The 12,397-nt window shown below is 60.2% G+C and carries 12 protein-coding genes; 3 read left to right on the top strand and 9 right to left on the bottom strand.

Features of this window, described 5'->3' with window-relative positions; genetic code table 11:
* Positions 1–44: 44 nt before the first annotated feature.
* From PMI36_RS23990 to PMI36_RS23980, 3 genes are all read right to left on the bottom strand, one after another.
* On the bottom strand, positions 45–2,393 hold the full coding sequence (locus tag PMI36_RS23990; RefSeq protein WP_008068711.1) for an FdhF/YdeP family oxidoreductase: 2,349 nt from the start codon (positions 2,391–2,393) through the stop codon (positions 45–47).
* Positions 2,390–3,229 (bottom strand): formate dehydrogenase accessory sulfurtransferase FdhD, encoded by an 840-nt coding sequence (gene fdhD, locus PMI36_RS23985; protein WP_008068712.1) that lies wholly within the window; start codon positions 3,227–3,229, stop codon positions 2,390–2,392. Before fdhD ends, PMI36_RS23990 begins: the two co-directional genes overlap by 4 nt.
* Positions 3,230–3,320: 91 nt before the next feature.
* Complete coding sequence (locus PMI36_RS23980) at positions 3,321–4,208, bottom strand: LysR family transcriptional regulator (RefSeq protein ID WP_008068714.1); 888 nt, start codon at positions 4,206–4,208, stop codon at positions 3,321–3,323.
* A 137-nt stretch (positions 4,209–4,345) separates the two neighbouring features.
* On the opposite strand from PMI36_RS23980, the gene lysM reads away from it, so the two are divergent.
* Positions 4,346–4,786 carry a peptidoglycan-binding protein LysM gene (lysM, locus tag PMI36_RS23975; RefSeq protein WP_008068715.1) on the top strand — a complete coding sequence of 147 codons (441 nt, stop codon included), beginning with the start codon at positions 4,346–4,348 and terminating at the stop codon, positions 4,784–4,786.
* Between the two features lie 127 nt (positions 4,787–4,913).
* On the opposite strand, the gene yrfG is transcribed toward lysM, so the two are convergent.
* Positions 4,914–5,576 carry a GMP/IMP nucleotidase gene (gene yrfG, locus PMI36_RS23970; RefSeq protein ID WP_008068716.1) on the bottom strand — a complete coding sequence of 221 codons (663 nt, stop codon included), beginning with the start codon at positions 5,574–5,576 and terminating at the stop codon, positions 4,914–4,916.
* Between the two features lie 88 nt (positions 5,577–5,664).
* Between yrfG and nudE the strand changes: the two genes are divergently transcribed.
* Entirely contained in the window at positions 5,665–6,231 is a 567-nt protein-coding gene (gene nudE, locus PMI36_RS23965; RefSeq protein ID WP_008068717.1) for an ADP compounds hydrolase NudE, read from the top strand.
* Positions 6,228–7,061: a 3'(2'),5'-bisphosphate nucleotidase CysQ gene (gene cysQ, locus PMI36_RS23960; RefSeq protein ID WP_008068718.1), complete on the top strand. Its 834-nt coding sequence runs from the start codon at positions 6,228–6,230 to the stop codon at positions 7,059–7,061. The genes nudE and cysQ overlap by 4 nt, the downstream gene beginning before the upstream one ends.
* 140 nt (positions 7,062–7,201) lie before the next feature.
* Here the strand turns inward: cysQ and PMI36_RS23955 are convergent, their stop codons facing one another.
* The 5 genes from PMI36_RS23955 to PMI36_RS23935 all read right to left on the bottom strand — a co-directional run bounded on the left by PMI36_RS23955 (position 7,202) and on the right by PMI36_RS23935 (position 12,218).
* On the bottom strand, positions 7,202–7,660 hold the full coding sequence (locus PMI36_RS23955) for a YiiD C-terminal domain-containing protein (RefSeq protein ID WP_008068720.1): 459 nt from the start codon (positions 7,658–7,660) through the stop codon (positions 7,202–7,204).
* A 40-nt stretch (positions 7,661–7,700) separates the two neighbouring features.
* The gene (locus PMI36_RS23950; protein WP_008068723.1) at positions 7,701–9,095 is read right to left on the bottom strand and encodes a sigma-54-dependent transcriptional regulator; all 1,395 of its coding nucleotides are present in this window, start codon (positions 9,093–9,095) and stop codon (positions 7,701–7,703) included.
* Entirely contained in the window at positions 9,092–10,900 is a 1,809-nt protein-coding gene (locus tag PMI36_RS23945) for a sensor histidine kinase (protein ID WP_008068725.1), read from the bottom strand. Before PMI36_RS23945 ends, PMI36_RS23950 begins: the two co-directional genes overlap by 4 nt.
* Before the next feature lie 106 nt (positions 10,901–11,006).
* Complete coding sequence (gene rfbC, locus PMI36_RS23940; protein ID WP_008068727.1) at positions 11,007–11,552, bottom strand: dTDP-4-dehydrorhamnose 3,5-epimerase; 546 nt, start codon at positions 11,550–11,552, stop codon at positions 11,007–11,009.
* Positions 11,553–11,693: 141 nt separating this feature from the next.
* Positions 11,694–12,218: a DUF3916 domain-containing protein gene (locus tag PMI36_RS23935; protein WP_008068728.1), complete on the bottom strand. Its 525-nt coding sequence runs from the start codon at positions 12,216–12,218 to the stop codon at positions 11,694–11,696.
* Positions 12,219–12,397: the final 179 nt, after the last annotated feature.

Genomic DNA, 12,397 nt, shown 5'->3' on the forward strand with positions numbered 1-12,397 from the left:
GTGGGAGCGAGCCTGCTCGCGATGGCGTCAGCTCAGACGCCGCGTTAAGCCGACTTGGCCAAAATCAACCCAGTCTCACTCGCCGCTTCCAAGCGAATCGCCACAAACTTCGATGTCGGCGTATGGCTGCCATCCCCAGTGCTTTCCAGCGGCACCAGCGGATTCACTTCCGGATAGTAAGCGGCCGCTTGCCCGGCAGGAATATCAAACGCCAGCAACGTGAAACCCTTCACCCGACGCTCACGGCCATCATCCCAAATCGAAACAATGTCAGCCTTCTGCCCGGGTTTGAACCCGAGGCGAATGATGTCGGCTTCATTGACGAACAGCACATCGCGCTGACCTTTCACCCCGCGATAACGGTCATCAAGACCATAAATCGTGGTGTTGTACTGATCGTGGGAGCGCATCGACTGCATGATCAGGTCCGGCAGCACGCCGGTGGCGCGGGTGCGCTCATGCACTAGATGTTTGGGCAGCCTGTTCGCACGGAAGTTGGCCCGACTCGATGGGGTATTCCAGCGACGTGCACTGGCGCTGTTACCCAGGTAGAAACCACCCGGGTTCTGGATTTTCTCGTTGAAGTCCCGGAAGCCCGGGATGGTGTCGGCGATCAGGTCGCGGATGCGGCTGTAATCGGCCACCAGCCAGTTCCAGTCCACCGGTTTGCTGCCCAGGGTTGCGGCGGCGATCCCGGCGATGATTGCAGGCTCCGAGCGCATCTGGTTCGACAGTGGCTGAAGCTGACCGTTGGAGGCGTGGACCATGCTGAAAGAGTCTTCCACGGTCACCGCTTGGGCGCCTTCGGCCTGGATATCGATGTCGGTACGACCCAGGCACGGCAGGATCAGCGCGTCTTTACCGTGGGCCAAATGGCTACGGTTGAGCTTGGTGCTGATCTGCACGGTCAGGTCGCAGTTGGCCAGAGCCTGGAAGGTACGCGCGCTGTCCGGGGTGGCTTGGGCGAAATTGCCGCCCAGGCCGATGAAGACTTTCGAGCGGCCGTCGGCCATGGCGTGAATCGCCTCGACCACGTTGTGGCCGTTTTCACGGGGAACCTTGAACTGGAAGCGCCGCTCCAGAGCGTCGAGGAACGCCACCGGCGGACGTTCGTTGATGCCCATTGTCCGGTCGCCCTGCACATTACTGTGGCCGCGCACCGGGCACAGGCCGGCACCCGGCCGGCCGATGTTGCCGCGCAACAGCATCAGGTTGGCGATTTCCTGGATGGTCGCCACCGAATGACGATGCTGAGTGATGCCCATCGCCCAGCACATGATCACGTTCTTGCCCTTGGCGTACATGCGCGCCGCTTGCTCGATTTCCACCAGGCTCAGGCCGGACTGTTCCACGATCTGCTCCCACGGGGTGTCGTCGACGATGCCGAGGTATTCCAGAACGTTGACGCTGTGTTCATTGAGGAAGTCGTGGTCGAACACCGCAGGCTCACCAGCCTTCTGCGCATCGCGCTCCCATTGCAGCAGGAACTTGGCCATGCCGCGCATGATCGCCATGTCGCCGCCCAGTGCCGGGCGGAAGTACGCGGTGTTGGTCGGCTTGTCGCCGTTGGTGAGCATTTCCAGTGGGTGCTGTGGATGCTGAAAACGTTCCAGACCACGTTCTTTCAGCGGGTTGATGCACACCACCTGAGCACCGCGTTTCACCGCTTCGCGCAGGGGTTCGAGCATCCGCGGGTGGTTGGTGCCGGGGTTCTGGCCCCAGACGAAAATCGCATCGGCGTGTTCGAAATCATCGAAGGTCACGGTGCCTTTGCCGACGCCAACGCTCTGCGCCAACGCAACACCACTGGCTTCGTGACACATGTTTGAGCAGTCGGGGAAATTGTTGGTGCCATAGGCGCGCACGAACAATTGATAGAGGAACGCCGCTTCGTTGCTGGCGCGGCCCGAGGTATAGAACTCGGCCTGATTCGGGTTCGACAAACCGCGCAGATGTTTGGCGATCAGAGTGAAGGCGTCATCCCAGCTGATGGGTTGGTAGCGATCGGTTTCGGCGTTGTAGCTCATCGGCTCGGTCAGGCGGCCCTGATATTCAAGCCAGTAGTCGCTCTGTTCCAGCAGCGAGGTGACGCTATGTTTGGCAAAGAATGCAGCGTCGACACGGCGTTTGGTCGCTTCCCAGTTCACCGCTTTAGCGCCGTTCTCGCAGAACATCACCATGCCCTTTTCCGGAGAATCGCCCCAGGCGCAACCGGGGCAGTCGAAGCCGCCGTTCTGGTTGGTCTTGAGCATTATGCGCAGGTTTTTCAGCGCGTTATCGCTGGTCAACCAGGCTTGGGCGACGCTGATCAGCGCGCCCCAGCCACCGGCTGGGCCTTTGTAGGGCTTGTAGCGAGGGACAGGTTTCTGGTCGGCTTGACGATGTTGACTCACGCTTGATTCTCCGTCGCGGGGCTGTAGACCCGCGGCGCACTTTTCTGCGGCAGGTGGATGAGGTTGAGGTTGTGTCGACGGGCCCATTGCACGGCAAGGCCCGTGGGCGACGATAAACTGACCAGGGTCTGAATGCCGGCGCGTAAAACTTTCTGGATCAATTCAAGGCTGCAACGGCTGGTGACAATCGCCAGGCCGCCAGTGATCGGGATCTTCTGGCGGATCAACCCACCGATCAGCTTGTCGAGGGCGTTGTGTCGACCGATGTCTTCACGGCCCAGCAATAATTCGCCGTTGCTGTTCATGAACACCGCCGCATGTACCGCGCCGCAATGTTGGCCCAGCGGCTGGAATTCGCCGATGCGCTGGCGCAGGCCGTCCAGCCATTCGGTCGGGGGCAGTGGGGCGCCGGGCAAGACTTTGAGGTCGGGCAGCGCTTGCTCAACCGCTTCCACGCCACAGAGTCCACAACCGCTGGTGCCGGCCAGTTGCCGACGCTGCTGCTTGAGGTTCCAGAAGGCGCGATTGGCGATGGTCACTTGCGCGTATTGCGCCGAACCCGAGCCGCTGAGTTGCAAGTCGTAGATATCGCAAGCGTCTTCGATGATGCCGCTGCCGAGGCTGAAGCCGACGATGAAGTCTTCAAGATCCGTTGGCGTCACCAACATGACTGCCTGGCTGATGCCGTTATAGGCAATCGCCAACGCGACTTCCTCGGCCAGCGCGGTGCTGGCCGATTCGGTGTATTCAAGGTTGCAGTAACTGTACGTCTGGCTTGCGGCGGTCGCGGGCGTTTCAACGGCAGGCGCCGCGCGGTCAGGGCGCTTGGCGTTCATGGGCTCACCAACGGTTGGTCAGCTTTAAGCCTAGGCGCGTCAACGTGTCGCGTCTAATTGCTATTACTGATCTGCCGATAGATGACGTCGATCAAGAGTCGGCCATTGATTGTTGATAGATCGCGAAACAGGCTTCTGCAAGCGCCGAACGCGGAGCGCTACGACGCATGATCAGCCCCAGCCGGGCGAGGGTCTGGGCACTTTCTATGGGTTGCAGGCGTAAGTGATCGGTGAGGTTTTCTAGACCGCCAGCCAGCGGCATCACGGCGCAGCACAGGCCCCCGTGTACCGCTTGTAACAATTGGTGGACCGCATCGGTTTGCAGCAACAGTTGGGGGGCCAAGCCACGGCTGTGGAAGTTATGGTCGATGGACTGGCGAAAATGCATGCCGCTGGTGAGCATGCCCAACGGCAGTTCAATCAACGATTTCCAACTTAAGGGCGCGTCGCCGAAACTGAAGAAACGCTGATCGTAGAGCAAGCCCATGTGGGTTTCGCTGAAAGCCAGTGAATCGAAACGCTCACCGTCCAGACGCTCCAGGTACGACACGCCGAGGTCGAGACGGTTGTTCGCCAGCTGCTCGAGGATCTGCTCGGAACTCAGGGCCGAGAGTTCGAAGCGCAGGTTCGGGTGCTCGGCGTGCAGGCGCTGCATCAGCGGTACCGGGTCGAAACTCGACAGCGGCACCACGCCCAGACGCAACGTACCCACGAGGTTGCCGCGACAGGCTGCCGCTTCGGCCTGCAAACCGTCGTAGGCCGCCAGCACCGTACGCGCCCACGCCAGCACGCGCTCGCCCGGCGCGGTGAAACCTTCGAAGCGCTGGCCGCGGTTGACCAGCGGCAGTTCGAGTTCTTCTTCGAGGCTGCGCAGGCGCATGGACAGGGTCGGTTGGGTGATGTGGCAGCGCGCGGCGGCCTGGCCAAAGTGCCGGGTTTCGTCGAGGGCGATGAGGAATTTGAGCTGCTTGATGTCCATCTTCGCTCCAGGGCGCGGGCAAGGTTTGCGATTCTACCGCCTGCGCGGGGTTGGGTCATTGGTCGGCTGGGAACCGGGCTGTGCAAGGCTGGTCTAGTCTTTGGCGTCTGGAACCTAAACCCCAAGGAGAGCGCACCATGAGTATTTTTAGCTTTGTGAAAGAAGCAGGCGAAAAACTTATTGATCTGCTGACGCCTGGCAATGCGAATGCCAGCGAGCAGTTGAAGGAACACATCCGCAAGGTCGGCCTGGGTAATCCGAATGTTCAGGCGACAATCGAGGGCGACAAAGTCATCGTCACCGGTGAAGTGGGGAGCCAGGAAGAGAAGGAAAAGATTCTGTTGGCCGTGGGTAATATTGCCGGTGTCGGCAGTGTTGATGACCAGATCACGGTGACCGGGCCGGTGGCGAAGGCCGCTCGCTTCGTTACAGTGAAAAAGGGCGACACCCTCAGTGCGATTTCCAAGGCCGAATACGGCGACGCGAACAAGTACAACAAAATCTTCGAGGCCAACAAACCTATGCTTTCGCACCCGGACAAGATCTATCCGGGGCAGGTGTTGCGGATTCCTGAGTAAGGTTCAAGACCGTGTGATGGCTTTCGCGGGCAAGCCTCGCTCCCACAGGTTTTGTGTCGTTCGCGTAGAGTGCACACGACACAAAACCTGTGGGAGCGTGGCTTGCCCGCGATGCAGGCGACTCGGTCTAAAGTCCTGCGATGAGCTCCCGATAATCCCCCACCGCCGCAAACTCGGCCGTGTCCTTGGGCCCTTTGCGGCTGTCCGGCTCGCTCACGGCCAGCAGATGCGCCACGCCAAAATTGCGCGCACTGCGCAGAATCGGCAACGTATCGTCGATAAACAGACTGCGCGCCGGGTCGAAGCCGATGTCGGCTTGCAAGGCATCCCAGAACTGTGGGTTTTCCTTGGGGAAACCGTAATCATGAGAGCTGATCAAGCGCTCGAAATACGGCGCCAGTTCAATTCGTTCCAGCTTCAATGACAGCGAGTCGCGGTGGGCGTTGGTGATCAGTACCACGCGTTTGCCGGACCGTTTGATCGCCGCCAGAAAAGTGTCCGCATCCGGACGCAGGGCGATCAAGTGCGCGGTTTCGAGTTTCAGTTCGCGCACCGACAGCTTCAGCTCGGCGCTCCAGAAATCCAGGCAGTACCACTGCAACTGGCCGGCATTGCGTTCGAACAGCGGCTGTAATTCCAGCTCCGCCATGGCCCGGCTCACCCCGTGCAGCTCGGCATAACGCTGGGGCAGGTGCTCCATCCAGAAATGGTTGTCGTAGTGCAGGTCCAGCAGCGTGCCGTCCATATCCAGCAAAACGGTATCGATGTCATGCCAGGGCAGCAGGGACATAAAACTTCTCCAGCGGTAAAAAAGATATCCGGGATAAATAATCAGGATAGGCCGGGTATAGTAACCCGCTTACGCCAAGGAGCCTCTCATGCGCCAGAAACCCACCGTACTCGCTCGCGAGATCGTCGCCACCAGCCGTTTGTTCTGCGTCGAAGAGCTGAAGTTGCGCTTTTCCAATGGCGTGGAGCGTACTTACGAGCGTCTGGTCAGCAAAGGCACCGGCCATGGCGCTGTGATGATTGTGGCGATGCTCGACGCGGAGCACGCGGTGTTGGTGGAGGAATACTGCGGCGGCACCGATGCATACGAACTGTCCCTGCCCAAAGGGTTGATCGAGCCGGGCGAAGACGTGTTGGCGGCGGCCGAGCGCGAACTCATGGAAGAGGCCGGGTATGGCGCGCGACAGCTTGAGCATTTGACCGAGCTGTCATTGTCACCGGGCTACATGAGCCAGAGGATCCAGGTGGTGCTGGCCACTGAGCTGTACGAAGAGCGCCTGGAGGGTGACGAGCCCGAGCCGATGGGGGTGGAAAAGATCAACCTGCGTGAATTGTCGTCTTTGGCGCAGAATCCACGATTCACCGAGGGCCGTGCCTTGGCGGCGCTGTATCTGGCCCGTGACCTACTGACTCAACGAGGGGTGTTTTTACCGTGAGCTTGAATTTTCCCCATCCGTTGATGGCGCCAGTCGTTGAACTGGCTTTGAAGGCTGGCGAGGCGATCCTGCCGTTCTGGCGCGTCAACGTTGCTGTCACTGCAAAGTCCGATGATTCCCCGGTTACAGCCGCCGACATGGCCGCTCATCACGTGATACTGGCCGGACTGACAGCGCTGGATCCGAGCATTCCGGTGCTGTCCGAAGAAGACGCCAATATCCCCCAGAGCGTGCGCGCCGGGTGGCAGCGCTGGTGGCTGGTCGATCCGTTGGACGGGACCAAGGAGTTTATTTCCGGCAGCGAAGAGTTCACCGTCAACATTGCGCTGATCGAGCAGGGGCGGGTGGTGTTTGGTGTGGTGTCGATGCCGACCAACGGGCGCTTTTATGTCGGCGGTTCAGGGTTGGGTGCCTGGCGTGGTGATAAAGGTGGCGAGCCATTGCCGATTCAGGTTCGCGAGGTTCCGGCTGCGGGTGAGCTTTTCACGGTGGTCGCCAGTCGTCGGCATTCGAGCCCTGAGCAGGAACGGTTACTCGCGGGGTTAAGCGATAGCCTGGGTGAGTTGCAACTGGCGAACATCGGCAGCTCGCTGAAATTTTGCCTGCTGGCGGAAGGGGCGGCGGATTGTTATCCGCGGTTGGCGCCGACTTCGCAGTGGGACACGGCGGCTGCGCAAGGCGTGCTGGAAGGTGCGGGCGGTGAGGTGCTGGATTTGAGCGGTGAGCCGTTCTGTTATCCGGCGCGGGAGTCGTTGCTGAATGAGTTTTTCCTGGCGCTGCCGGCTAAAGCGGCTTGGCGGGAGAAATTGTTGGCTTTGGCTCGGGGTTGAAGATCAAAAGATCAAAAGATCGCAGCCTCGTTTCACTCGACAGCTCCTACACAGCTCCTACACAGCTCCTACACAGCTCCTACAGGGGACGCGTTTCTCTGTAGGAGCTGTCGAGTGAAACGAGGCTGCGATCTTTTGCTTTACCGGTGAAGGACATACTGCCCGGTAAACCGCACCGCATCCTCTTCACTCCCGGTATTCACGATCCGTGAATGCAGCGTCAACCGCGCCCGACCGTACCGCTGATACATCGCCAGAAACTTCTTCCAGACTGCCGCACTCGGTGCCTGGCAAATCGCCGTTGCGTCCATGGTGACCGGCAGCGGGTAGCTGATCTGCCCTTCCTGAATCACGATGTGCCCGTCTTCGATGATGCCTTCTTCACGCAAACGCAAATGCAGCCAGCCCCAGCCGGCCAGCACTGCGCCGCAATACAGGCTGCCACCGAACATGGTGCTCTTGTGATTGACGTTGGCCGCAAGCGGCAAGTGCAGGCGCAGTTGTTGATCGTGCCAGTCGAGCACTTTGAGGCCCATGTCCCGCGTGAGGGGGATGTCAGAATGGAGGATCGATTCCAGGTGACGACTGTCGCGGTTCATTCACGGGCCTTTTGTTTGAAGGGGATGATTTTACGGTAGCTCAATCAAGGTCGTCGGTGGGGCTGCTGGCGCCGCTGTCGCCGAAGTTCAGACCATGCTTGCGCAGTTTGTCGTGCAAGGTTTTGCGCGGAATCCCGAGCGCTTCGGCAAGGCTGCGCACGGAGCTGTGCGAGCGCGCCAGTTCGGCGGCAATCAAGCTCTTCTCGAAGTTCTCCACTTGCTCGCTCAGGCCGCCGCTGACCACTTCAATCGTGCTGCCGACGCCGCCATCTGGCGCACTGTTGTCCAGCGCCAGTTCCAGACCCAGGGCAAAGCGTTCGGCGGCGTTCTGCAGTTCACGTACATTGCCTGGCCAGGTGTGGCGCAATAGCAGCGCCCGGTGTCCCGGTTGCAATTCGTGGGGTGGCAAACCGTGGCGGGCGCTGGCTTCATCGGCGAAATGCTGGAACAGCATCAGCGCATCTTCGCCTCGCTCACGCAGCGGCGGAATGCGCAGCGGTGCGACGTTCAAGCGGTAATACAAGTCGGCACGGAAACGGCCCTGATCAGCGGATTGACGCAGGTCCTCCTTGGTTGCGGCAATGATGCGGATGTCCAGCGGGATCAGCTGGTTGCCGCCCAAGCGCTCGACGACCCGCTCTTGCAGCAAGCGCAGCAATTTCACCTGCACGTCCAGGCTCATGCTTTCGATTTCATCGAGGAACAACGTGCCGCCATTGGCAAATTCGAACTTGCCGATGCGACGCTTCTGCGCGCCGGTGAAGGCTCCTGGCTCGTGGCCAAACAGCTCGCTTTCCACCACCGACTCGGCCAGGGCCCCGGCGTTGATCGCCACGAACGGGCCGTTACGCCGACTCGACAAGTCGTGCAGCGCGCGGGCCACCACTTCCTTGCCCGCACCGGTTTCGCCGAGGATCAGCACGTCGGCCTTGGTCGCCGCCAATGCACCGATCTGCTCGCGCAGGCGCAGCATCGGTGCCGATTGCCCAACCAGTCGAGCGCTCAGTTCGTTGCGATCGCTAAGGGCCAGGCGCAGGCTGCGGTTGTCCAGCACCAGCCGGCGCAGGTCCAGGGCACGACGCACGCTGTCGAGAAGGGCGTCGCTGGCGAAAGGTTTTTCCAGAAAGTCATAGGCCCCGGCGCGCATGGCTTGTACCGCCAGCGGAACATCGCCGTGGCCGGTGATCAGCAGCACGGGTAGCTCCGGGTCCTGGGCGTGGAGTTCGGTCAGCAGTTCGAGGCCGTCCATGCCTGGCATGCGGATGTCACTGACCACCACGCCCGGCCAGTCACGCTCCAGTTGCCCGGCCAGGCCTTTGGCTTCAGCCAGCGGCAGGATTTTCAGGCCGGCCAGGTCCAGGGTCTGGCTCAGGGCCTGGCGCAGGTGGGGATCGTCGTCGATCAACACGACCTGGATGCGGTTGTCGATGGTCATGCACTTCGGTCCTCGGACGGTTGCAGGCTCACGCCCGGTGCGCCTGCGCGCAATTTCAGGGTAATCAGGGCGCCACCTTCCTTGTGGTTGGAGAACGACAATTCACCACCGAAGGCGCGCATCAGGGTGTCGCAAATCGCCAGCCCCAAGCCAAGCCCCTGAGTGCGGGTCTTGGTGGTGTAGAAGGGCTCGCCGGCACGACCCAGCGCTTCCAGGCAGAACCCGGGGCCGTTGTCGCGAATGTACAGATTGACGCCGTCGGCGGTGGACTCGGCACTCAACCAGAGTTTACGCGGCGGGCCTTTTTCCGTCAGGGCGTCGAGGGCATTGGCCAGCAAGTTGCCGAGTACCTGACGCAGGCGCGTTTCCCCGGCCTCGACCCATAAGGTGGCAGCCGGCAGATCACGGATCAGCTCGACTTCCATGCTGCGCCGACGCTTGGCCAATAATGCCAGCGCGTCGTCTAGTGCCGGTTGCAGGGCCACGCTTTCCGGGGCGTGGCGATCACGCCGGGCGAAGGCGCGCAGGTGAGCGATGATCGAGGCCATGCGCCCGGTCAATTCGCTGATCAGCTTGAGGTTGCCGCGAGCATCCTCGGTGCGCTGATGATCGAGCAGCACTTCGGCGTTTTCCGCGTAGCTGCGAATTGCCGCCAGCGGTTGGTTGAGCTCATGGCTGATGCTCGCCGACATCGTCCCCAGCGCCGAGAGCTTGCCGGCCTGCACCAGGTCATCCTGAGCGCGCACCAATTCCTGCTGAGCGTGTTCGCGCTCCAGCACTTCCTGCTTGAGTCGACGGTTGAGGCCTTCGAGGTCGCTGGTCCGTTCGGCGACCCGGCCTTCCAGTTCGTGGCGGGCCTTGCCTTCGAAGGCGATCCGCTCCAGGTAATGGCGTCGGCGCTGCATCATCAAGCCCAGCAGCAGCATCAATACCAGCAGCGTTGCGCCGCCAATGGCCACGACGGTGCGTACCGGACGATCGATCAGGGTGCGCGGCGCAAGGATACTGACGCTCCAACCGGTTTCTTCGATCTGCCGGGTTTGAGTCAGCCAGGCGTTGGCGTCGAGATTCAACGGCTTGGGATCGCGGGTCGGGTAGGGTTGAATCGCGGTGATGGCCTCGCGCTCTGCCTCGCTCAATGGGCGTGTCGAGCGGAAACGCCACTCGGGCCGCGAGGTGAGGATGACCACGCCATTGTGGTCGGTGACCAACAGTTGTTCCGGGGTTTTACCCCAGAGGCTTTCGGTGTGGTCGAGGTCGACCTTGACCACCAGCACGCCGATGATTTTTTCGCGATCGCGTATCGCCGCCGCGAAGAAGTAACCGCGCTTGGCCGAGGTGGTGCCCAGGCCGAAGAAGCGCCCCAGACGCCCGGCCATGGCTTCGCTGAAATAAGGACGGAAAGCGAAATTGCGGCCAACGAAGCTGTCGTGTTTGTCCCAATTGGAGGCCGCCAGCGTCTTGCCGGTGGTGTCCATCAGGTACATGACTTCGGCGCCGGTCTGGGCACTGATGTTTTTCAGCAGGCGATTGGCATTGCCCTGAATCACGCCCTCGTCGGGTGCAGCCAATGTCGCACGCAGAGCAGGCAGCTCGCCGAGAATCTGCGGCAACACTTCATACCGATGCAGAGTGCCCAGCAGGTTGGCGACGTAAAGGTCGAGGGTCTGACGGTTCTGTCCGGCCAGTTCGCTGCGGTAGTAACGCTCGGCCAAATGCTCCAGAGGCCAAAGCAAGGGCGCTAGGCACAACGCGAGTAGCGCCAGGCTGCGCCAGCGGGGTCTGCGGGGGAGAGTTGGAGTCATGAGCATCAAGCGTCTATGGGTATAGACGCATTATGCCTAGGCTTGCGGGCGCAGTCTGCGCACCTGGGATCAAGTGCGCGCTGGCGGTGAAAATTCACACAGGAATTCAGGAAAAGACTTCAGCGTCCTTGAGGAGCGCGGCGGACTGATCCTTGGCTGATAGTTTCGGTGCTTCGTCCAGCTGCCAGTCGATGCCCAGGTCCGGATCGTCCCAGCGAATGCTGCGCTCGGCCGACGGGGTGTAGTAGTCGGTGGTCTTGTAGAGGAACTCGGCGAAATCGCTCAGTACCACGAAACCATGGGCAAAACCTTCCGGTACCCAGAGTTGGCGATGGTTGTCGGCGGACAGGCGTACCGCCACCCATTTGCCGAAATGCGGCGAGCTGCGGCGAATATCCACCGCCACGTCCAACACCTCACCGGCGGTGACGCGAACTAGTTTGCCCTGGGTGTTTTCCAGCTGGTAATGCAGGCCGCGCAGTACGCCTTTTTGCGAGCGGGAATGGTTGTCCTGAACGAATTGGGTGTCCAGGCCAGTTGCCTCTTCGAAAGCCTTGGCGTTGAAGCTCTCATAGAAGAAACCGCGCTCGTCACCAAATACCTTGGGTTCGATGATCAGAACACCGGGCAGGTCGGTGGTGACTACATTCATGGTGTTTCTCCGGCAATAGGCGTGATGGTCGATATTCTTACGCAAAGTGGCGGCGGGTGCGAGTGGGGCGGTGGTTCAGGGGATAAAATTCGTGAAGTCGCTGTATTTCCATCAGTAAAAAAACTGGTGATCTCTCACCTGTTAATCGACCTCACCGAAATACCACTGCTCGGCCTCATAGGGTTGTCCGTCGCAATCTTCAGCGGTAAAGCGCAAACCTCTTTCTTTCATCCCGTCCGGAAGAACGAGACCCCATTCCGTTGCGAGGCTTTTGTCCGCTGGGCAGTATTCACTATCGATTAGCGGGATGTGACTTCGGTGGTAGTCCAGATTGGTGTAAATGCAGATTTCGCTGGTGAACATGTCTGGCAGGCAGATAACCGTGATTACTCGACAGTCGATGGCATTTTTCGGTCTGGCCTGGCGTATGTGATGCGCTGCATTGATCATTTGTTGAGCGCATTCTTTGCGTATGGCAGTGGTCGCTTGTTTACCCTCTACCAGTGTCGTGATAACCGGAATTTTCCAGTTGCAGTATTTCTGTTCGAGCGTCAGATCGTCCGGAAAATAGCCCTCGAAGCGAGAGGCCCAGGCTGCGAGGCCTTTCAATCGACGTGGGATGTTTCGGATTTTTTTGTTTGAGAGTGCAAGGCGGCGCATCGTCATGGTGGCGACTTTATCCTGGGCGGTTGAAGAATCCTTTGTGGCTATAGGTTGGAATCAGGAACAGTGAAAGGCAATCCGAGATTGCTGTAGGAAAGTTCATCTGGGTGATCGCTGACCGGAAACTATCCCCAATGCCGACTCTCTGGCCGGTATAAGGGGGTTGCGCATCGCCCCAAGCA

The organism is Pseudomonas sp. GM79, from assembly GCF_000282495.1.
In the GTDB taxonomy this organism is placed as follows: Bacteria; Pseudomonadota; Gammaproteobacteria; order Pseudomonadales; family Pseudomonadaceae; genus Aquipseudomonas.

Excerpts from the sequence above, each read along its gene's own strand:
- PMI36_RS23955 (WP_008068720.1), bottom strand. The coding sequence starts at position 7,660 with ATGAACCGCGACAGTCGTCACCTGGAATCGATCCTCCATTCTGACATC.
- yrfG (WP_008068716.1), bottom strand. The coding sequence starts at position 5,576 with ATGTCCCTGCTGCCCTGGCATGACATCGATACCGTTTTGCTGGATATG.
- PMI36_RS23980 (WP_008068714.1), bottom strand. The coding sequence starts at position 4,208 with ATGGACATCAAGCAGCTCAAATTCCTCATCGCCCTCGACGAAACCCGG.
- PMI36_RS23945 (WP_008068725.1), bottom strand. The coding sequence starts at position 10,900 with ATGACTCCAACTCTCCCCCGCAGACCCCGCTGGCGCAGCCTGGCGCTA.
- nudE (WP_008068717.1), top strand. The coding sequence starts at position 5,665 with ATGCGCCAGAAACCCACCGTACTCGCTCGCGAGATCGTCGCCACCAGC.
- fdhD (WP_008068712.1), bottom strand. The coding sequence starts at position 3,229 with ATGAACGCCAAGCGCCCTGACCGCGCGGCGCCTGCCGTTGAAACGCCC.
- PMI36_RS23935 (WP_008068728.1), bottom strand. The coding sequence starts at position 12,218 with ATGACGATGCGCCGCCTTGCACTCTCAAACAAAAAAATCCGAAACATC.
- PMI36_RS23950 (WP_008068723.1), bottom strand. The coding sequence starts at position 9,095 with ATGACCATCGACAACCGCATCCAGGTCGTGTTGATCGACGACGATCCC.
- lysM (WP_008068715.1), top strand. The coding sequence starts at position 4,346 with ATGAGTATTTTTAGCTTTGTGAAAGAAGCAGGCGAAAAACTTATTGAT.
- rfbC (WP_008068727.1), bottom strand. The coding sequence starts at position 11,552 with ATGAATGTAGTCACCACCGACCTGCCCGGTGTTCTGATCATCGAACCC.